This window comes from Acinetobacter sp. G18, from assembly GCF_052660225.1.
The window spans coordinates 399,021-420,579 of the sequence record NZ_CP109658.1; the positions used below are offsets into that span (position 1 = coordinate 399,021).

19 protein-coding genes are annotated in these 21,559 nt (G+C 38.5%); 9 read left to right on the plus strand and 10 right to left on the minus strand.

The window, feature by feature from the left end; genetic code table 11:
* Nucleotides 1-91: 91 nt before the first annotated feature.
* A complete protein-coding gene (locus NE363_RS01875) occupies nucleotides 92-958 on the minus strand; it encodes a LysR family transcriptional regulator (RefSeq protein ID WP_445535728.1) in 867 nt (288 codons plus the stop codon).
* Between the two features lie 108 nt (nucleotides 959-1,066).
* Here NE363_RS01875 and NE363_RS01880 point away from each other — a divergent pair, with 108 nt between their 5' ends.
* Together NE363_RS01880 and NE363_RS01885 are read left to right on the plus strand one after the other, a co-directional pair.
* Complete coding sequence (locus NE363_RS01880; protein WP_445535729.1) at nucleotides 1,067-1,969, plus strand: DMT family transporter; 903 nt, start codon at nucleotides 1,067-1,069, stop codon at nucleotides 1,967-1,969.
* 67 nt (nucleotides 1,970-2,036) lie between these two features.
* Entirely contained in the window at nucleotides 2,037-2,321 is a 285-nt protein-coding gene (locus NE363_RS01885; RefSeq protein ID WP_445535730.1) for a YciI family protein, read from the plus strand.
* Nucleotides 2,322-2,388: 67 nt separating this feature from the next.
* Here the strand turns inward: NE363_RS01885 and NE363_RS01890 are convergent, their stop codons facing one another.
* From NE363_RS01890 to NE363_RS01905, 4 genes are all read right to left on the minus strand, one after another.
* On the minus strand, nucleotides 2,389-3,219 hold the full coding sequence (locus NE363_RS01890) for a hypothetical protein (protein ID WP_019457816.1): 831 nt from the start codon (nucleotides 3,217-3,219) through the stop codon (nucleotides 2,389-2,391).
* Nucleotides 3,220-3,450: 231 nt separating this feature from the next.
* On the minus strand, nucleotides 3,451-5,520 hold the full coding sequence (gene glyS / locus NE363_RS01895) for a glycine--tRNA ligase subunit beta (protein WP_445535731.1): 2,070 nt from the start codon (nucleotides 5,518-5,520) through the stop codon (nucleotides 3,451-3,453).
* Nucleotides 5,520-6,497 (minus strand): glycine--tRNA ligase subunit alpha, encoded by a 978-nt coding sequence (gene glyQ, locus NE363_RS01900; RefSeq protein ID WP_445535732.1) that lies wholly within the window; start codon nucleotides 6,495-6,497, stop codon nucleotides 5,520-5,522. The genes glyS and glyQ overlap by 1 nt, the downstream gene beginning before the upstream one ends.
* A gap of 89 nt (nucleotides 6,498-6,586) precedes the next feature.
* Nucleotides 6,587-7,012, minus strand: coding sequence for a hypothetical protein (locus NE363_RS01905; RefSeq protein WP_445535733.1), 426 nt, complete (start codon nucleotides 7,010-7,012; stop codon nucleotides 6,587-6,589).
* Nucleotides 7,013-7,041: 29 nt separating this feature from the next.
* On the opposite strand from NE363_RS01905, the gene NE363_RS01910 reads away from it, so the two are divergent.
* The 4 genes from NE363_RS01910 to NE363_RS01925 all read left to right on the plus strand — a co-directional run bounded on the left by NE363_RS01910 (nucleotide 7,042) and on the right by NE363_RS01925 (nucleotide 10,864).
* Nucleotides 7,042-7,458 (plus strand): lysozyme inhibitor LprI family protein, encoded by a 417-nt coding sequence (locus NE363_RS01910; protein ID WP_004711766.1) that lies wholly within the window; start codon nucleotides 7,042-7,044, stop codon nucleotides 7,456-7,458.
* A gap of 109 nt (nucleotides 7,459-7,567) precedes the next feature.
* Entirely contained in the window at nucleotides 7,568-8,830 is a 1,263-nt protein-coding gene (locus NE363_RS01915) for a putative DNA modification/repair radical SAM protein (protein WP_445535734.1), read from the plus strand.
* 3 nt (nucleotides 8,831-8,833) lie between these two features.
* Nucleotides 8,834-9,631 carry a TIGR03915 family putative DNA repair protein gene (locus NE363_RS01920; RefSeq protein ID WP_445535735.1) on the plus strand — a complete coding sequence of 266 codons (798 nt, stop codon included), beginning with the start codon at nucleotides 8,834-8,836 and terminating at the stop codon, nucleotides 9,629-9,631.
* A gap of 132 nt (nucleotides 9,632-9,763) precedes the next feature.
* Nucleotides 9,764-10,864: an HPP family protein gene (locus tag NE363_RS01925; RefSeq protein WP_445535736.1), complete on the plus strand. Its 1,101-nt coding sequence runs from the start codon at nucleotides 9,764-9,766 to the stop codon at nucleotides 10,862-10,864.
* Between the two features lie 68 nt (nucleotides 10,865-10,932).
* Here NE363_RS01925 and NE363_RS01930 read toward each other — a convergent pair whose 3' ends face one another.
* Nucleotides 10,933-11,187 (minus strand): PspC domain-containing protein, encoded by a 255-nt coding sequence (locus NE363_RS01930; RefSeq protein WP_004705323.1) that lies wholly within the window; start codon nucleotides 11,185-11,187, stop codon nucleotides 10,933-10,935.
* Between the two features lie 241 nt (nucleotides 11,188-11,428).
* Between NE363_RS01930 and NE363_RS01935 the strand changes: the two genes are divergently transcribed.
* Nucleotides 11,429-12,088, plus strand: coding sequence for a hypothetical protein (locus NE363_RS01935; protein WP_086496185.1), 660 nt, complete (start codon nucleotides 11,429-11,431; stop codon nucleotides 12,086-12,088).
* 72 nt (nucleotides 12,089-12,160) lie between these two features.
* On the opposite strand, the gene NE363_RS01940 is transcribed toward NE363_RS01935, so the two are convergent.
* Nucleotides 12,161-13,984: an acyl-CoA dehydrogenase C-terminal domain-containing protein gene (locus NE363_RS01940; RefSeq protein ID WP_240061699.1), complete on the minus strand. Its 1,824-nt coding sequence runs from the start codon at nucleotides 13,982-13,984 to the stop codon at nucleotides 12,161-12,163.
* Nucleotides 13,985-14,240: 256 nt separating this feature from the next.
* On the opposite strand from NE363_RS01940, the gene NE363_RS01945 reads away from it, so the two are divergent.
* On the plus strand, nucleotides 14,241-16,589 hold the full coding sequence (locus NE363_RS01945; protein WP_445535737.1) for a hypothetical protein: 2,349 nt from the start codon (nucleotides 14,241-14,243) through the stop codon (nucleotides 16,587-16,589).
* A gap of 47 nt (nucleotides 16,590-16,636) precedes the next feature.
* Here NE363_RS01945 and aroE read toward each other — a convergent pair whose 3' ends face one another.
* The 3 genes from aroE to ribA all read right to left on the minus strand — a co-directional run bounded on the left by aroE (nucleotide 16,637) and on the right by ribA (nucleotide 19,285).
* On the minus strand, nucleotides 16,637-17,425 hold the full coding sequence (aroE, locus tag NE363_RS01950) for a shikimate dehydrogenase (protein WP_019457804.1): 789 nt from the start codon (nucleotides 17,423-17,425) through the stop codon (nucleotides 16,637-16,639).
* Between the two features lie 179 nt (nucleotides 17,426-17,604).
* Nucleotides 17,605-18,555: an oxygen-dependent coproporphyrinogen oxidase gene (gene hemF / locus NE363_RS01955; protein ID WP_019457803.1), complete on the minus strand. Its 951-nt coding sequence runs from the start codon at nucleotides 18,553-18,555 to the stop codon at nucleotides 17,605-17,607.
* 127 nt (nucleotides 18,556-18,682) lie between these two features.
* Complete coding sequence (gene ribA / locus NE363_RS01960) at nucleotides 18,683-19,285, minus strand: GTP cyclohydrolase II (RefSeq protein ID WP_001121170.1); 603 nt, start codon at nucleotides 19,283-19,285, stop codon at nucleotides 18,683-18,685.
* A gap of 303 nt (nucleotides 19,286-19,588) precedes the next feature.
* Between ribA and dxs the strand changes: the two genes are divergently transcribed.
* Entirely contained in the window at nucleotides 19,589-21,493 is a 1,905-nt protein-coding gene (gene dxs, locus NE363_RS01965; protein WP_445535738.1) for a 1-deoxy-D-xylulose-5-phosphate synthase, read from the plus strand.
* The last annotated feature ends 66 nt before the right edge of the window (nucleotides 21,494-21,559 follow it).

Consider the following 21,559-nt stretch of genomic DNA (forward strand, 5'->3'; position numbering starts at 1 on the left):
TAAATTTCTGAAATTTAGTTATGCTTTTTATGCATGACGATTTTATATAAAGCATAGAATTTTGCATGGATAGTTTGTTTTAGGCAAAAATCTAAACGATAAATTCAGATTTAATCAATTCTAAAAACATATCTCTTGCTTTGTGATTGCTTACATTTTTGTGCCAGAAAAACTGGTTTTGCATAAAGGCAAGATGTTCAAATTTATAGCCTCGAATATTGGTTAAATTTTTATATTGCTCAAAAAGACTCTTCGGCACTAAAGACACGCCAGAGCCTGCACTCACGCAACCAATAATCGTGGCATAACTGGTAATGCTCGTAATTGGAAGCGAAATATTTTTAAGCTTAAGCCATTCTTCAAGAGCAGCTCTGTAAGGGCAGCCCTCCGTCCACATAAAAATTTCCTTACCAATCAAATCTTCTTGGCAGTGGATTTCACCGAAAGATTCTGGGGCAATTAAAATAATTTCTTCTTGATAAATACCGAGCTTATTTAACATTGGAAATTCAATATTACCCGCGACAATTGCACCATCGAGTTTATGCTGAGAAATATCAACTAATAGCTGTTTCCATGTGCCAGTAATAATTTGAATGGAAACCTCTGGATAGCGCTGATGATATTTCGCAAGTAAACTAGGCAGACGAGTTGTGGCAGAAGATTCAATAGCCCCAATTTTTAATGGACCAGAGGGCGGTGCATCAGGGTGAATACTTCGTTTCGCTTCATCGCATAGCGCTAAAATTTTATGGCAATAATTAAGAAAGATTTCTCCAGAGGGAGTGAGTTTTAAACTTTTTCCTTCCCGATAAAACAGCGGTGCACTGAGTTCTTCTTCGAGTTGTTTAATGCGCGTTGTGATATTGGATGGTACGCAATGTAATTGCATTGATGCCTTAGCCATTGTTCCGCATTCAACCACGGTCTGAAACATTTTTAACTGAACGATATCCATATTTTATCATTCACTTTTAATGAATATTTGACTCAATATAAGTTAATTTTATTCAATTATCCATGCGCATATGATGAAAGTGTTCCATTTCATTAGTGCAGATTTAACATGGCAATTTCTCTTGCTGCCGAAACCCAGCCTCCCGCATTTAAGCTCTATTTTTGTATTGCTGTGACCGTCTTTTGTTGGAGCTATTCACCTATTGGCGTACATAGTGCTTTGCATTCATATACACCGCAGCACATTGCCTTGCTCCGCTTTTTGATTGCATCGTTTTTTTTACTACTTTGGGTCATGAAAAAAGGCATTCAACCTTTAAAGTGGAAAGATGTCCCTGCACTTGCTGTATTAGGTTTTTTCTCTGTAACTCTGCATCATTTGCTTATAAATACAGGGCAGCAATATGTAACTGCGGTCGCCTCTAGTATTTTGAGTCAATCCATTCCGCTATTTACCTTCATTATCTCAACTTTGCTTTTTAAAGAAAAAATTCGTTTCAAACAATGGTTATGTATTTTATTGGGGCTTTGCGGCGCCGTGTTGGTGGTCAGTGGTGACCATGGTTTTGGTGTACCTAGTCCTTATAGTTTATTGATTGTTTTAGCTGCAATTGCATGGGGGCTCTACTTTAATTTATATAAGAAATTTGCTTTAAATTACGATGCCTTGAGCATGATGTGCTACATCATCTGGTTCGGAACCATTCCTTTACTTTTTTATAGTGCTCATTTGCCTGATGAGATTTTACATGCCACTTGGCAGGCCAATATGTCAGTTGTCCTATTAGGTATTTTCCCAAGTGCAATGGCTTATGTGCTGTGGGGATATGTACTTAAAAATATGCCGTTAACGATTGCATCGAACTTTCTATATTGCTCGCCGATTGTCGCCATGAGTTTGGCGGTTCTTTTCTTAAATGAAAAACCATCAATGATTGTACTGCTAGGTGGAGTAATTATTGTGGGGAGTATGGTGTGGATGAATTGGGGGAATAGACGTACTATCGAATAAGCTATAGATTATTAAACGATCTGTAGATTGATATTATGTCATGTGCTGCTTACTTTAAGAGAATGAGATGATTGTTGTTACCTTGACCTATAAAAAACCATTAACCGAAGTTGATGCTGTACTCAAAGAGCATATTGCTTTTTTAGATCATTATTATGAGCAAAAGAAGTTTCTGGTGTCGGGACGTCGCGAAAATAGAGTAGGTGGGGTGATTTTAGTTTTAAGTTCTTCGATTCAAGAAGCCGAAGAAATCATGAAAAATGATCCGTTTTATATTCATGATGTAGCTGATTATGATTTTATGTGGTTTGAGCCATCGAAAAGTTTAGAAGAAATTAAAGAGTTGGTTTGAAAACATTAGAGAACTACTTAAACTTAAGTAGTTCTCTATTCTATTTAATATTAATTAGTAATTTTTATTATTGTTCAACGATATAAATACTATTTTCGAATACATCGCCTTTGCTTGTTTTAACTACGCCAACACATAAATTATCGGGAGTTTGAATAAAAGAAACTAAGGATGTATCTGCATTAGTTTTACAGCTTTTTTGCTTGTTTTCATCAAATGCTTTTAAATTTAATTGATGTTGTAAATCTAAAGTGAATACTTGGCTAAGAGCGTTAAATGCTTGATCTGCTTTTTTCATAAATAATAAATTATTATTAGCTTCCCATTCAGATAAAGAAATACGATCCTTACTTACATAGTGATATAAGCGTTTTGTATCTGCATTATTGTCGGCTGCATTTTTAAATTGGGTCTTTAAACCAAAATTTACTTTTACAATTGGCTTTTCACGGAAAGAAAGACGTGAATAAGGCACAATCTTAACTTCAGATGCCTGATTTAAATTGAGTAATTTGATTGTTGGATCAGCTTTATTTTGCGCGAAAGAATCGTTAATTTTTTGATGTATTAGCTGGTCAAATTTAATAGGTTGATTGAGAGAGCTTTTTTCAATGGCTGAACTATTTGCATTTTTATCAATTGCCATTGCGACTCCTACTCCGATAAGACCAAACATTCCAGAAACTGGGCTGGCTGAAGCATTACTAGAGTCGCCAACTAATATTTGGCTGTCTTTTACAAAGTAATCACCTGCACCTGATTCAGTCATTGAAGATAATTGTTCTGAAGAAACAGAAAGAGAGGTTTGTTTACCTGTAGCGGGATATTGAATCGATTTAGTCGTTGCACATCCAGTAAATAGTAATGTTGATATGAGTAATAAGTTTAAGTTTTTCATTGCAATCATTCTTTATTAAGTTAGGTAATTATTTGTTAAAGCTGGCTGAATTATGGATTAACTGAAATAAAAGTAAATAATTGTTATTTATTGAGTGTTTATAAATTAATCAATTTATTATTTTGAATAAAATTAGAAGGTAAAACTATTAAAAAACCATGCTTCCGGTTTAGTTCGGAAACATGGTTTTAAATAAAGCTTAATTATACAAAAATTAATTTCTATATAATCTTAGCCCTGCAACACACTCACATCAGCTACAGCAGTAAACAAGTTACGTAGCTGAGCCAGTAAACGTAAACGGTTTGCTTTCAGGTCAGCATCATCTGCCATTACCATTACACCATCAAAGAATGCATCAATCGGCGCGCGAAGTGCTGCAAGCTTAGAAAGGGCAGCAGTGTAGTCTTTTGCTGCAAGTAATGGTTCAACAGCAGGGGTAACTGCTTGAAGCTCAGCAAATAATGCTTTTTCAGCATCTTCAACCAAGTTTGCTTCGACTACAGAACCTTCTGGTGTCGCTTCTTTTGCAAGAATATTAGCAACACGTTTGTTTGCAGCAGCGAGTGCCGCAGCTTCAGGTAACGTACGGAAGTGGTTAACAGCATTTACGCGCTTGTCAAAATCAAGTGGAGACTTCGGTGCAAGTGCTTGAACAGCTTGAAGTACGTCAACAGCAACACCTTGGTCTTCGTACTTGGCACGGTAACGGCCTTCCAAGAATGCAACAGCATCAGCGCGAGTCTTGTCATGGTCTTTAACGATATCGCCATAGCCTTGAACTGCAAGATTTACTAACTCTTCAATTGTTACATCTAATTCATTTTCAATGATTAAACGTAAAATACCAATTGCTGAACGACGAAGTGCAAACGGGTCTTTAGAACCTGTAGGCGCTTGTCCAATACCGAAAATACCAACAAGCGTATCTAAACGGTCAGCAAGAGCAATCGTTGTACCTGTTTTAGTTTTAGGTAAAACATCACCCGCAAATTTTGGTAAATATTGCTCACCTAAAGCTTCTGAAACTTCAGTGTTTTCGCCTTCAATACGTGCGTAGTAAGTACCCGCAATACCTTGAAGTTCTGGGAATTCACCAACAAGCTCAGAGGTTAAGTCGCATTTAGCAAGTAATGCAGCTTTTTCAGCATCGGCTGTGTTTGCACCAGTGATTGAAGATAATGCAACAGCAAGTTTTGCAATACGTGTTGATTTGTCCCAAAGCGTACCAAGCTGTGCTTGGAATACCATATTTGCTAATTTTTCTTTACGAGATGCAAGCGGTTGCTTTTGATCTTGTAAGAAGAAGAATTCAGCATCAGACAAACGAGGACGAACAACTTTCTCGTTACCTTCAATAATTTGAGTCGGATCTTTAGACTCAATATTTGAAACAGTAATGAAGTAAGGCTGTAATTTGCCTTCCGCATTGATCAAACAGAAATACTTCTGGTTGTCTTGCATTGTCGTAATAAGAGCTTCTTGAGGAACAGCTAAGTAGCGTTCTTCAAAAGTTGCACGTAAAGCTACAGGCCATTCAACGAGGCTTGTTACTTCGTCAAGTAAGTCGGCTGGAACAATCGCAGTTGCGTTCACTTCATCAGCTAACTTTTTCACTTGTTCTTGAATGGTTGCTTGACGTTTTTCAAAGTTCGCAACAACGTAAGCTTTTTCTAAAGCAGCTAAATAGTCATTTGCATGCGCTAAAGTCACTGCTTCAGGTGCATGGAAGCGGTGACCATAAGTCATATTGCCAGCTTTATGATCTTGAATAGTCGCGTCAACAATTTGGTCATCTTTGAGTAAAAGAACCCATTTCACTGGACGTACAAATTCGGTACGGCTTGCCGCAGAACGCATACGCTTAGCAATTGGTAAATTGTCTAATGCAGTTTGTAAAATCTGTGGAAGTAAAGCATCAAGACTTTGACCTTTCACATCTTTTAAATAACAAACTTTTTCAACTTTACCTGCTTGGAAAGTAGAAAGCTGATCAACTGTAATACCTTGACCACGCATAAAGCCTTCGAGCGCTTTAGTCGGTTTGCCTTCTGCATCATAAGCTGCTTGAACAGCAGGGCCATCAAAACGCTTTTGTGTGTCTGCTTGAGCAGCATCGATATCAAAAATTTTAAGTGCTAAACGACGTGGAGCAGCATAAGCTTCAATTGATGCGAAGTTTAAGCCCGCATCTTTTAAACCTTTTACCGTTTCTGCCTGTAAAGCATCACGTAAAGTTTTTAAGCTTTTTGGTGGAAGCTCTTCACAGCCAAGTTCGAATAAAACAGTATGTTTGCTCATTAGTTTTTCTCCGCCTTTGCTGCTTCACTTTCAGCTTGTGCTTTTAGCTGTGCCAATACTTCATCACGTAAGTGTGGTGCTGCCATTGGGAAGCCAAGCTCTGCACGTGCTTGTACATAACTTTGTGCAATAGCACGCGCTAAAGTACGTACACGTAAAATGTAACGTTGACGCTCAGTTACAGAAATTGCGCCACGTGCATCAAGCAAGTTAAAGGTATGAGACGCTTTAACCACTTGCTCATAAGCAGGAAGAGAAAGTTTTGCTTCAATTAAACGGTTTGCTTCTGATTCGTAAAAATCAAACAGTTCAAATAGTTTTTCAACTGGAGCGTATTCAAAGTTATAAGTCGATTGCTCAACTTCATTTTGATGGAATACGTCGCCGTAAGTTACTGTACCAAATTGGCCTTTCGTCCAAACAAGGTCATAAACCGAGTCAACACCTTGAAGGTACATCGCTAGACGTTCTAAACCATAAGTGATTTCGCCTGTTACTGGGTAACATTCAACGCCACCCACTTGTTGGAAGTAAGTGAACTGAGTCACTTCCATACCGTTAAGCCAAACTTCCCAACCTAAGCCCCAAGCACCAAGAGTTGGAGATTCCCAGTTGTCTTCTACGAAGCGGATGTCATGAGTAAGCGTATCAATTCCGATTGCTTTTAAAGAATCGAGATAAAGCTGTTGGATGTTGTCTGGGTTTGGCTTAAGTACCACTTGGAACTGGTAGTAGTGTTGCAAACGGTTCGGGTTTTCACCATAGCGGCCATCTTTTGGACGACGTGAAGGTTGAACGTATGCCGCGTTCCAAGTCTCAGGCCCTAAAGCACGTAAGAATGTTGCGGTGTGGAATGTTCCAGCGCCCATTTCCATGTCGTAAGGTTGTAATACGACGCAGCCTTGTTCGGCCCAGTAGTTTTGTAGGGCAAGAATTAAACCCTGAAATGTATCAATATGCGAGATGGCGCGACTCATGTAGCATCCACGAATTTATGAGAAAAATTGCCCCTAAGTATAAGGATTTTGTAGGGGAGTGGCAAAGGCTTAATCAAAGGAATGCGCGATTAGCCTATTTGTTTTCGGCTTAGCCACTTCAAGCTTAACCAGTAGCAAAAGCCAGTAAATAAAATCATGAGATAAAAACTGTAAATCTTATAAATATCCCACCAAGGAGATGGAAATGACCCGACAAAAAACAAACGTGCAATAGGGCTTATCAAAATCCAGATCGCAGTTGCGCCAATGAAAATACTCATCAGATTTAAACGATTTTTACGGGCGAGTAAATATGAAATGACATATGTGAAAGGAATAACCAGAAGGCCATAAAAAAGTAAATAAAATAAGAAGTGGGCTAGAAAAATAACTCCAATCGAATAAAGGTTGAACTCAGCATTTAATGTCATTACTCCTAAGGCAGATAAACTTAGCAATGGTATAGGTGCAAGCGCAAGTGCGTGAATAATCGTTTTTTTGTTATATTGCAGCATATTAAAAATTATAGAACTGAGAAGAAGTTATGTTGAAATTTTGCTGCAAACTTATTGTTTTATCCAGCCTTTTCTGTAGTCCATGGCTTTACGCGCAAACCGAAACTGATGAGCAAGATGAATACAATCAATGTGTAGACCAGACCATTAAAGAAATGAAGCTTGAAAGTATTAATAATATGGTCGTGTATAGTTGTTCTGAACAAGCTAAAAAGACTTATGAAGAAAAAATTGTTGCTCTGATTGATCAAATTCGTGCACAAAGCGAAGAATACAAACAGCCAGAACGTTACCAAGATATTTTAAAATCTCAGCGACTTTGGAAAGCCTATGTAGATCAGGAATGTAATAATGCAGGTTCATACATTGGCTCACCGATGTATTCATATTGCCCAATGCAAGAGTATGAAAAGCGTGTAAAGCAGCTTGAAGAATACGTTAATTAAGCTGGTTCATTTTAAACGTCATCTCATGACGCTGAGCGTACTTTACTAGATTAAATTTAAGAATGCGAAATGATATTTTTTAAACGATGCCACAAATGAGTCGTTTGATATGTCTGACCGCATTCGGGAAAAACTACAAATTCTTGCTGATGCTGCTAAATATGATGTGTCTTGTTCATCAAGTGGCAGTGACCGTAAAAACAAAGATAAAGGTCTAGGGGATGCTAGCCATTCGGGTATTTGCCATAGCTATACTGAAGATGGCCGCTGTGTATCTCTCTTAAAAATTCTATTTAGTAATGTTTGTATTTTTGACTGCGCCTACTGTATTTCACGTCGTTCTAATGATGTCCAGCGTGCAGCATTTACCGTGCAAGAGGTTGTAGATTTAACCATTAATTTTTACCGCCGTAATTATATTGAAGGCTTATTTTTGAGCTCTGGCATTTTTAAATCGGCAGATCACACGATGGAGCGTATGCTTCAAGTCGTGAAAAAGTTGCGTCTTGAAGAAAACTTTAATGGCTATATTCATCTAAAAACCATTCCGGGAGCATCGCCTGAACTGATTCATGAAGCAGGTTTATATGCTGACCGTATGAGTATTAATTTAGAGATGCCTACCGAGGTTGGACTAAAAACTTTTGCGCCAGAAAAATCACATCAGGAAGTACAAAAAGATTTAGGACTAGTCCGTGACAGGCTTATTCAGGTTAAAGATGAGCGAAAAATCATTAAGCATGTACCGAAATATGTACCAGCAGGGCAAACCACTCAAATGGTAGTGGGGGCCCATCAAGAATCAGACCAAGATGTCTTGTTTATGGCAGACAAGCACTATAAAGAATTTAAACTTAAGCGCGTCTATTTTTCGGGTTATATCCCAATTAATACCGAAAATAATTACTTGCCAGCAGTGGGTTCTGCACCGCCGTTGCTTCGTGAAAACCGACTCTATCAAAGCGATTGGTTGATGCGTTTTTACGGTTTTGAAGTCAATGAAATCGTCAATGAAAAACACCCAAACTTAGACCTTGATGTAGACCCGAAATTAAGCTGGGCTTTAAGGCATCCTGAACAGTTTCCAGTAGATTTAAACCGTGCAGATTATCAAATGATTCTGCGTGTACCGGGCATTGGGGTGAAATCGGCCAAGAAAATTGTGCAGGCTCGTCGTTTTGGAAAAATCCATATCGATTTACTTAAAAAATTAGGCGTGGCCTACCAGCGTGCAAAATTCTTTATTCGCTGTGAAGACAGTCCAAAATTCCAAAAAGAACTTTCTTCAAGTTTTATTCGACAGCAGATTTTAACGCAGGGTTCTTCGAAATATGTGCAGCAACTCTCGCCACAATTAAGCCTTGGGTTTTAGGCCATGTTTAATGAGGAAGTTGCTTACTATTTTGATGGTTCAATAGTTGGGCTACTAAGCTGTGTTTTTCGTGCATTTCAATTTAAAGAATTACAGGTCAAACTCTGTCTGAATGATGCAGCTCAGCATGGCTTATTTGCCGATAAAATTGAGGTTGCAAATAACGAGCAACATGCCGAACGTGTGTGGTCTGCGTTACAAAAAAAGCTTTCATCTTCTTCGTTAAAACAATTTTATTTTGCTTATTTATCTGAATCTTTAGACGCCTATCAGCACTTATTTAATTACTGTATTTATGTGTTTAGTAGTCATTCATCTGTAGAAAAAGATTACTCGCACCCAAGTGTTCTAGCAATTGCACAGTGGACGAAAAAAGTCGGGCGAGAAAAGCATAGAATGGAGGCTTTTATTCGCTTTAAGAAAACTAAAGATGAGCTTTTTTTAAGTTTAGTACGTCCTGATTTTAATGTTTTACCGCTTATTCAGCCGCATTTTAAACGGCGTTATCAAGATCAGCGTTGGCTCATTTATGACGAGCAACGAAAGTTTGGTATTTATTATGATTTAAGTGAAATACATGAAGTTTCACTCGAAGCCTCTGAGGTTGACCGTAATTTAAAAAATGGCATGAGTCAAAGCTTTCAACTTGAGTTAGATGAGCAAGAAGTTTTGTATGATCAACTTTGGAAAGATTATTTCAAGAGCGTAAATATTACAGAACGCCAGAATATAAAACTTCATGTGCAGTATTTGCCAAAACGTTACTGGCGCTACTTAAATGAAAAATTGATGGAATATTAAAGTTTTAAAATAGTAAGAATAACTTCAACAAATTCTCTGAACATTAAAAGATATAATTTAAATGCATTTTATACGGCTTTGGGCGTATACTTTTGCCCGTTATAAATAACGGCATATCCCCAAAGGTGTACTGTGAGTGTTATACAGCGAGAATGGTTACAGATTTTAAAACCAAATTTTAAGGTTTTACCACTAAAAGAACGATTGCTTTGTGGCATTGGAGCACTATGTGGTTTAGCAATTTCTTCCTTAATTAGCTGGTATGTTCTGGGTGGAATTAATGCTTGGTACATCGCGCCTATGGGGGCCTCATCTGTTCTTTTATTTGCAGTCTCAACCAGTCCATTGGCTCAACCTTGGAATGTGATTGTTGGCAATACTTTAGCTGGCATTATTGGCGTTGCTTGTGCACAGTGGATTCCTGATTTAACTACGGCTTTTAGTGTGGCTGTCGGGCTTGCCATCTTTTTAATGATGACTACCGACTCGTTACACCCACCAAGTGGAGCAGTTGCAATTACGGCTGTACTGGGTGGTGCAGCCATCCATAAATTAGGCTTTTATTTTATTTTTTATCCAGTTTTACTCAATTCGCTTCTTTTACTTGGGTTTGCTGTTTTCTTTAATCGATTGATTGGGCGACATTATCCTGTTACCGCACATTTAAATGAGCGAAGTAAGGACCCAACGCCAACTCAGAAAGTGTCGATTCAGCCAAAAGATATCGAATATGCATTAGAGCATCACACTGAACTATTAGATATAAGCCAGTACGACTTAGAAAAAATCATTTTAGAAGCTCAAGAACATGCCAATGAACGCATGGTGAACCAATATATCTGTCAGGATATTATGAGTCATGATGTGATTAAGTTGCATGAAGACGACGATATTCACCAAGCACTCGATAAGTTTAAACAAGTGAACTTGATGAGCTTACCTGTGGTCAATGCAGACAACCATTTGGTAGGAACTTTAGCGCTCTATGAAGTCGTCGAGTGGTTTAAAGGTGCAGCCGATCCAAGAAACTCTTGGCAGCATTATGTAAAGCAGATCATGAGTCGTCGAGTGGTTACTGTACTATCAACTCAACCTATTCAAGATTTAGTACCATACTTTGTTGAAAAGTCTTTTAACTACATTCCTGTTGTTGAAGACCGTAAGCTTATAGGAATGATTAGCCGTGCAGATATGATTGCTGCATTACAGCAACAGTTAAATCGGAAGCTATAATTTTAGAACAAAAAAAGCTACGGTTGATTAGGGGATGCAACCGTAGCGACCAAAATAAACTAAGTTATTTAATGTATTTGTTCTTCTCGTACAGTACGAACAGGCTGTTGATAACCTTGGACTTGTTCAGGCTGTCTTTTAGGAATGACTAACCATAAAACGAGATAAACTAAAATCCCTGGGAAAGCCGCACTCATTACCGAAACCAATACGAAAATAATGCGTAATAAATTTGCGTTCCAACCAAAACGTTCAGCAATACCGCCCATTACACCGGCGATCATGCTTTGTCGGTTCGAGCGATATAAACCAGAATTGGCCATCTAATTCTCCTCAAATATATAAACTACAAGGAATCATTTATTCACTTGTTTAATAAAGATATGGAGATCGAATTACCAAGTTAAAGTCTTAATAAAACTAAAAATGGTTAAAATATGTAAACGATTTAAAGGAATGAAAGAAACATCAACTAAAATGCACTTTTTCAGGGCTAAATCTTATTTATATAGGTAAATAGTTCTTGGATTAAAGATAAACTTGTAACATTGCTGTCGTATTTAAATGATGTATATATCTTTGAAGCAGTCTGGTTTTGTAATAAAGCATTTAGGTTTAATAATTATCCTAGGTATAGGGTTAACTGCCTGTGATGTAAACCATGCGGAATCGAAAGATCATTCCAGCGTATCCACGACAGCTTCAAAGCATGAAAATGACGCTATAAAAAATAATTCGGCAGTAACAACTTTAGATGCTGCTGCTGGACGGACTTTTCTACCAAATAATTCACAAGGTCACTTACAGAAATTGTCGGCCTCATCGTTACAGTATGTTGGACGTTATCATACTCGCATATCTTGTACAGATGCTTTTGCTGATTGTGAGAACGGGGAAGCTGAATATATTTTAAATTTACTAGCCGATGGTTCTGCCTACTGGAATGTAATTCATTACGGACGTATAGGTACTAAAGATGGTGCTAAAAGTGCGGTTGTAAATCAATTGTGTCCTAACTTAACGTGGAAAGTAGATAATGTAGAACATAATTTAATTATTCATTGCCCAGCATCAGATGTGAATTTCTATTTTAATATTGATTCAGAAAGAATTTTATCGGTAAATTTAGAAAAACTCTTTTATAGTGATTATGGCAAGAATCGTGAGTTTCTAGAACAAAATTATTTTGTTCCTACAAAAGCTTATATCCTTAAAAAAGAATAAAGTTAATTTTAATATAATAAAAAAAGAGCGCAATATAAATTGCGCTCTTTTAATTTCAGTATTTACAAATCATTAGTAGTCGAAACTAAAGTGTTCAACTGGTAATGAAGTAAGTGTGCGAGATGTAGTTACCATCGATTCTGCATGACCTTGTGCACGTGGCAATAAACGGTCGAAGTAGAAATCAGCAACTTTAATTTTTGCTTTATAGAATTCAGGGGTTTCTTGACCGTTGCCAGCTTCTAATTTTTCAGAAGCAATCACAGCTTGTTGAGCCCAGAAGTAAGCCATCATGACATAGCCTGAGAACATTAAGAAATCTACAGAAGCAGAAGACACGATGTCGCGGTCTTTACGTGCAGCAAGCATGATACGAACTGTTAACGTGTTCCACTGAGCACAAAGCTTAGTTAAGTCCCAAGCAAAACGACGTAAGTATTTATTACGGGCGTGAGCAGCACAGAATTTTAAGATTTCAGCAGTGTATTCACGTACTACTTTACCTTTTGAACTTAACAATACTTTACGACCAATTAAGTCGAGTGCTTGAACACCAGTTGTTCCTTCGTATAGGGTCGCAATACGTGCATCACGTGCGATTTGCTCCATACCCCATTCTTTAATATAACCATGACCACCGTAAACTTGCATACCGTGGTTGGCTGCTTCTAAACCAAGTTCAGTTAAGAAACCTTTTAAGATCGGTGTATAGAAACCCAGTTTGTCATCGTAGTCTTCAAAAGCAGCTTGATCACCACGTGTTAACGCATCTGTCATTTTGTCAGCAATTTGCGCAGCGTAGTAAATCATTGCACGACCGCCTTCAGCGATTGCTTTTTGAGTTAAAAGCATACGGCGTACGTCTGCATGGTGAATGATTGCATCAGCAACTTTATCTGGATCTTTCTTACCAGAAAGCGCACGCATAGACATACGGTCTTTAGCATATGGAAGAGCACCTTGGAAAGATAACTCAGCATGTGCAATACCTTGAACTGCAGTACCGATACGCGCTGTGTTCATGAAGGTAAACATTGCATGTAAACCTTTGTTTACTTCACCAATTAGATAACCTGTTGCATTGTCAAAGTTGAGTACAGCAGTTGCAGACGCACGAATACCCATTTTGTGTTCGATTGAACCACAAGTTACGGTATTGCGTTCACCCACACCGCCATCTGCTGTAGGCATGAATTTAGGTACGATAAACAATGAAATACCACGTGTACCTGCTGGCGCATCTGGAAGGCGAGCAAGTACGATGTGAATAATGTTTTCAGTTAAATCGTGTTCACCCGCAGAAATAAAGATTTTTGTACCCGTGAGTTTGTAAGTACCATCTGCTTGAGGTTCAGCTTTAGTTTTTACTTGGCCTAAGTCTGTACCACATTGAGGTTCGGTTAAGCACATTGTGCCGCTCCATGTACCTTCAACAAGTTTAGGCATATATGTTTGTTTTTGCTCATCTGTACCGAATTGCAAAATCGTGTTCATACAACCTGAGCTTAATCCTGGATACATGGTAAATGACCAGTTTGCAGTACCCATCATCTCTGATTTAATCAGGTTTAGAGACATTGGCAGGCCTTGACCACCAAATTCTTCAGGATAAGAAAGCCCTTGCCAGCCACCCATTACGAACTGGTCATAAGCTTCTTTAAAACCTTTTGGCGTTTTTACTTCGCCGTTGTCAAAATGGCAACCTTCTTCATCGCCAGATTGGTTAATTGGTGACAGTACGTTTTCACAATAATCTGCCGCACCTTCAAGAATCATATCTACAGTATCTGGATCTGCACTTTCACCATTTGATAAAGTTTTATAGTGAGCAGGATAATCTAGTACTTCATTCATTAAGAAGCGGATATCGTGTAGGGGAGCTTTATATGCTGGCATGGCTTTAATCCTAATTTTGAATCATTGTGGGATTATCTCAATCGATGATTTGATTATTCACTCGCATGATAAAAATACAATGTTAATCACACCCGAAAAGAATGTCAGAAAAGCGAATTTTGTCGAAAATAAATACACCGTAAATTATATTTTCTGATAAAGTCAGGTCTTATACTTTTATGTGAAAAAACAACTAATTTTTTATTTTTAGCAAGTTTTGCTGAAAAGATAAAGCGATAAGGTTTTAAAAAAGGTTATGCATTTAAAATATCTCAGTTTATGTTTATTTAGTTTGGGCTTGACGGCGTGTGCGCAACACAGTGTGCGTCCGCAATTGGCATCTGCGAATTTAGAGCAAAAAGCTATTCAAAGCGTTAACGCGATGTATGAATATCCAAGTTATGATTATCGCGGAAACTTTAAAATTACGGTTGATCCATCACAAATAAAGCAAAATTCAAAAGCTGAAAATACACCTAAGCTTGATGCTGAATTACAAAAGAAAGTCGATCAGTACCTACGTGAGCAAAAGGTTGGCTTAAGTAAAGCACAGAAACAAACCCTCTATGCGGCTATTGCAAATGAACAAGGTGATTTGGGACTGACCTCATCAGCACGTTCTGACAAAGTAAATGCCGTATTAATTAATTTATTAAATGATCTTCAATTTAGCTATGACGGTTCAATTCATTATCGTCAAAAAATGGGTTCATTTAACCTAACTGCCAGATATGAAAAGCCAACGCTATTGGTTCAGGCAAAATTGCCAATGGTGCTTGATTTAGAAAATTATAAGTTTTATGTAAATTACTTCGGTTTAATGCCGTATTTAGTCAATAAAGAAAATCAAAACAATTTAACTTACATTGATTTTTCAAAGTACAAAGACTTCTTTAAAAATGTCGATATGAAGAAGTTTGTTGAATATCTTAAAGCTTCTAGTGCAGTGTCATATCGTTTGGCTGATCCGCAAAACTTACAACGCGTATCTCTGACAGATACTGATCGTAAGGCTGGGGCTGTTGATAAAATTCGTTTGAAAACTACGATTGAAGAGTTGCTTTTAGAAGTTGAGCTGTATGGTCAGGTCAATGATAAATACCTTCAAAAAAGTGTTTTAGGCTTCGATAATGAAAAGATGGCAGAAAAGGTAGCAACTGAGCTTGCTGCTTCTGAAGCAAAAAAAGGAGCGGCTAATAATGAAGAACAAAAAGTTTCTTCCGATGATGCTGCTGCTGTAAGTCAGGAACTATATAGTTTAATCAACGCACACTTTGATGGTGCTCTTTCATCAGATGATGAAGGTGAAGATAATTTAAGTGCGGCGGCGCAAGCTCCAGAAGCTGCAGATGCATCGGCTTCTGAAGACGAAGATGCCAGTGAAGAAGCTGCTGCAGATGGTGTACAAGATGCACAAGCTGAAGATGTTGTAACCCTCACTGAAGATCAATGTATTGAATTAAAAACACTGAAGAAACCTGTTGCTTTAGGTGATATTAATTATTGCCAAGTTTATGGCATTGACGTACTAGACCAGAGCGCTGCAAGTGCTGAAAAAGTTCAAACTAAGTCTCGCCGAGACGCTTTAAAACAAACGTTTGAAGCTTATAACCAAAACCAGTTTATCAATGATGAGGCTTTCAAAGCTTTATGGTTAAAACATAAAGCTGAGATTGAGCAAGCTTTACCGAAGCAAAGAAATCCAATCACGATTGATGTGGCTTTAGATGACAAAGGCCGTGCAGTGAACATGGCTTATGATGTTGCTTACACGCCAGCCGAGTTTAAACATAGCTTCAATATTAAAGCTGATATGCAAATTTTAAACTATGGCAAAGCAACCTCAATTGATCAGCAGCAGCTTAAACAAGCTAAATCTGTAGCTGAAGCAAGTAAAGGTTCTATGCTAGAAAACTTTATTAAAGGCTTTGGTGATAAACTCGGTCAAGGTGATGTGTTAGAGCATCCTGTGGGCACGCATAGTGACGTACAAGATCTAGATGCAAATCTGGCTGTACTTGCAGATAAAACCTATGACGCAACGCATGCCTATGACAAAACTTATAAAGCAGTATTTATTGCCAAATTGACTGCTGAAAAACCGTCATATATTAAGTATTACTCTGTTCAGCAGCTACAAGAAATTGCTGAGGTTTATGCTTACTGGTTCTCGGAAGAGGATACCTATAATCCTCAAGGAAAAGCCTTAGAACGCATTACAGCTTTACAGAAAAAGCATCATCTTGAGCAAGATGAGCAGTTTGACCATGAGTTAGGTCGTGCTGTAGATCATATTGTAATAGAGACCATGCAAGGTAAAGCAGGGCGTGAAGCTTGGCAGAACCTACAGAAGCAATATAAGCAACCAGCCCAACTTTTCTCAAAACAGTATCAGTTAGAGTTTGAAAAACAAAACGGTGTTTCTGCTGAAGAAAAACATTTGTTATCAGAAACAGCTGATATTTTAGGGAACGTTTATGTGGCAGCTCGTAAACAACAGCTTACGGAAAAAACAATTCAGAAGTTAAAACCTGAACATAATGAATTTATTGATTATGAAATTTTCCGAGATGTTTATAAGCAAATGGTCGCTGTTAAAAAATAGTAAATGAGATAAAAAAAGAACCTACTTTAAGTAGGTTCTTTTTTTGTTTATAAGAAATCTTTTAAGTCTGGTTTTACACCATTCCAGATATAAAAAGCTTCAATCGCTTGGCCTACTAACATGCCAAAACCTTCTGCATAAGGCACATTACGTTGTTTAGCTTGATCTAGGAAACTAGATGGCTTGCCATAAGCCATCTCATAAGCATGTTTGAATTGTAATTTTTCAGGTAACTGTAAAGCATCGCCTGAAAGGCTTGCAGAAGTCGCATTAACTACAATATCAAAATTCCCCTCTAAGTCATTTAGGGAAATTGCTTGTAGTTGAGCTTGTGGAACTGCTGTTTTTAAGTCATCTACGAGTTGCTCTGCACGAGCCAGAGTTCGATTTGCAATCACAATCTTTTTAGCGCCAGCTTGTACAAGCGGATAAATAACACCACGAGTTGCACCACCAGCCCCTAAAATTAAAATAGTTGTATTCTCAAGATTCCACTCTAATGCTTGAATTGCGGCAACTAAGCCTTGACCGTCAGTATTGTCACCATGCAATTTGCCATTTTCCATCCATAACGTATTTACAGCTTTAGCAATTTGGGCGCGCTTGGTTAACACATCACATAAAGCAAAAGCTTGCTCTTTAAACGGAACGGTAACGTTCATACCACTTCCGCCTTCTGCAAAGAAACTGCGCATGCTCGATTCAAAACCGTCGAGAGGGGCAAGACGTTTTTGATAGTTTAGATCAACCCCTGTTTTTTCAGCGAAAGCATGATGCAATTCAGGAGAGCGTGATTGTTCGATCGGGTTGCCAATTACTGCAAACTGTTTGGTCATTCTTGTATCCAAAATTTTAAAATGGCATAAAGCAGATAAAGCCTATACTGAATATTCAGTAGGCCTCACTATAAGTCAAATTGACACAAGAAAAAATATTAGGAGGGTTTCAGAAAAGTTGAAAAATAAAAAAGGAGATTCTTTAGGGTGGAAGCCAAAGAATCCCCAAAACAAAAAAATTAAGCGACTTTTTCTTTTAGACCTAACCAATCACGCGGTTTTAAATAGTAGTCAGTTAAACGTTTCTCTGGTGAGTCTTCATCCCACTCAGGACGATATGACCATGCAGCTAAGTTAGGCAAGCTCACTAAAATAGACTCAATACGGCCACCTGTTTGTAATCCAAACAACGTACCACGGTCATACACTAGGTTATATTCAACATATCTGCCGCGGCGATAAAGCTGGAACTCTCGTTGAGCTTCGGTATAAGGTTGTTCACGATGTTTTTCGAAAATTGGCAAAATGGCATTTAAATAACCGTTGCCTACAGCTTGAATATATTTAAAGCAAGTTTCGAAATCCCAGCAATTTAAGTCATCAAAAAATAAACCACCGACACCGCGCTGTTCGTCGCGATGCTTTAAATAAAAGTAGTCATCACACCATTGCTTGTGTTCGTTGTAAACATTGTCGCCAAAAGGTTTACATAGGTCATAAGCAGCTTGATGCCAATTTAAAACATCTTGGTCATCTGGATAAAATGGCGTTAAGTCAAAACCACCACCAAACCACCAAATTGGATCTTGTCCTTCACGTTCTGCAACGAATAAACGGACATTTGCGTGAGAGGTTGGAATATTTGGGTTTTTAGGATGAATAACTAAAGAAACACCGAGTGCTTGAGCTTTAGCACCTGCAATTTGAGGGTGACGTTCTGTTGCAGAAGCAGGAAGTTTGCTAATGTTGATGTGAGAAAACATCACACCTCCTTTTTCGATCACTGTACCATTTTGCAGCACACGTGAACGACCGCCGCCGCCTTCTGGGCGTTCCCAATCATCAATAATAAATTCTGCCGTACCACCGCCAGCTTTTTCTTGTTGTTCTAAACCAGCGCAAATACGGGCTTGTAAATCGAGGAGAAATTCGCGGACACGTTGAATATCTGTGGAAGTCGGATGTTGCATAATGACCCTCAAAGATGATTGATATAAATTAAATACATCAAAACATAAAACCATAAAAAAAGTAAGGGATTTTTTCTAAATCTTGAAAAAATCCCTTAAACATTGTTTTTAAACTATAGACTTGAAATCAAAAATCATCTTTTTGATAAAGGTGATCCATTCTTTCACGTTTGGTTTTTAAATATTGTTCATTAAAAGGATTACGACCTACGGTTAACGGTACACGGTCTACAACGTTAATACCTTGATCTTTGAGTGCCTGAATTTTCAAAGGATTGTTGGTAATTAACTTCACTTCTTTTACTTTTAAGTGGTCGAGCATAATGCTACACATATCGTAACGACGTGCATCGGCAGGTAAATTCAATAGTAAATTGGCATCTACTGTATCGTGTCCCTGATCTTGCAGGGCATAAGCACGAATTTTATTGGTTAAACCAATTCCACGACCTTCTTGGCGTAAATATAAAATTACGCCTTGTCCTGCTTCATTGATGAGTTTTTGAGTCGCTTGCAATTGTGGGCCACAATCACATTTCAATGACGCAAAAGCATCACCTGTTAAACATTCAGAATGTACACGGACTAAAACAGGGCCTGTTGGCGGATTTTCTAACCCTTTAGAAAGTGCCACATGTTCTTCACCTGTTGCTGGATCTTGAAACACAGAAATATTGAATTCACCAAAAGCGGTCGGGAGTTTTGATGTTGCAATGAACTCTATAGGCACAGATTAACTCATCTTTTAACCGAAAACGGTTTAAAGTATAGCGTAATGCTGGGAGATTGGTCGAATTGTCATAATCATTTTGCACACTAAGGTTTTCTTTTTTGTATAAAGAAGACGATAATAGTTGATAAATAGTCAGATTATTCAGGATAATCTGCCAACCATACCCATAATGTATGAGAGACTGCTTTGCATGATCTCGTTCGCAAATGTGGCTGATTGAAGGTGACTTCATTCGATTGTATGATCGACCCATTTTGACCCAGCTTAGGATTTGCCAGGCTTATAAAGGCTTTGCCACATATGTTGTATACCGAAATTCCAACTCAACGCCCTGTTACGCCATTGTTAGATGCAATTGATCATCCTCAACAATTACGTCAGCTCGAGCATAGCCAACTGGTTCAAGTGGCTGATGAGTTGCGTCAATATATTTTATATGCAGCAGGCCAGAGTGGTGGCCATTTCGGTGCTAACCTCGGCGTGGTTGAGCTGACGGTTGCGCTGCATTATTGCTTTAATACACCAAATGATCGTTTAGTTTGGGATGTGGGACATCAAGCGTATCCACATAAAATCCTGACTGGACGTCGTGAACAAATTACCACTATCCGTTCAAAAAATGGTCTAGCAGCTTTCCCTGCCAGAGAAGAATCTGTTTTTGATACTTTCGGAGTGGGGCACTCATCAACAGCTATTTCTGCTGGCTTGGGCATGTCACTTGCACGTCGCTATCAAAATGACCCATGTGAAGTGGTGTGTATTGTGGGTGATGGGGCAATGACTGCGGGCATGGCTTTTGAAGCGATGAATGATGCTGTTGCACATGATGCTGACTTGATTGTTGTACTCAATGACAATGACATGTCAATTTCTTGCAGTACGGGTGGCTTCGCTAAGCATTTAGCTGCAATTTGGGAAAAGGGTCATTTAGTCAATGTAGATGAACATGGTGAGGCTTACATTCAGCCACACCCAAAATGGACTTATAACTCTCGCTTACATCAATCAGCAACCGATGCAGCAGATAATTTATTTAAAGCAATTGGTTTTGACTATTTTGGTCCATTTGATGGGCATGATGTTACTCAATTAGCTCAAGTTTTTAACGCGCTCAAAAAACGTAAAGGACCGCGGTTAGTACACGTTTATACCAAGAAAGGAAAAGGATTTGCTCCTGCTGAAGCAGACCCGATCACTTACCATGCGATTGGTAAAATAAATGCTACCTCAGGTGGCAAAACACCACCAAAGTATTCCGATGTATTTGGTGAGTGGTTGTGTGATGAAGCTGCTCAAGATGAACGTCTGCTTGCGATCACACCTGCGATGTGTGAAGGCTCAGGCATGGTTAAATTTGCCAAGCAATTTCCACAACGTTTCTTTGATGTCGCCATTGCAGAGCAGCATGCTGTAACACTTGCTGCTGGTATGGCTTGCGAAGGGCTCAAACCTGTTGTTGCAATTTATTCAACATTCTTGCAGCGCGGCTACGATCAGCTTATTCATGATGTTGCTTTACAAAACCTTGATGTAACTTTCGGAATCGACCGTGCAGGTTTAGTGGGTGAAGATGGCCCAACTCATGCTGGTGCTTATGACTATGCTTATATGCGTACTGTCCCGAATATGGTGATCATGGCGCCAAAAGACGAAAATGAATGTCGTCAAATGCTCCATACTGCTTATGTCTACAATGGCCCAGCCGCTGTACGTTATCCACGTGGTGCTGGTGTTGGTGTCGAAATTCAAAAAGAAATGACGGTTCTTGAATTAGGTAAAGCTGAAATTGTTGCAGAAATTAATGCAAACAATGATGAGCAAATTACAATTCTAGCGTTTGGTAGCCGTGTCATGGTTGCTATAGAAGCTGGTGAGCAATTTGCACAAAAACATGATGTTGGTGTGCGTGTGGTAAACATGCGCTTTGTAAAACCGCTTGATGAACAAATCATTCGAGACTTGGCTGAGCATACTCATTTATTCGTAACAGTTGAAGAACATGCGATTATGGGTGGTGCAGGTAGTGCAGTGAATGAGTTTATGGCACAAGAACAAATTGTTAAACCTATCATTAACTTAGGTTTGCCAGACTCATTCTTGCATCAGGCTTCACATAATCAAATGTTGCAAGATTGTGGTCTAGATACGAAAGGTATTTTGAACTCAATTGAGAGAGCTTGGCTTAAGCAAAATCAGGTCGTTTAAGCCTTTCACAAAAAATTTGAAACATTTTTTCCCATAAAGCGCATTCATTTGCTAAAATGTATGCGC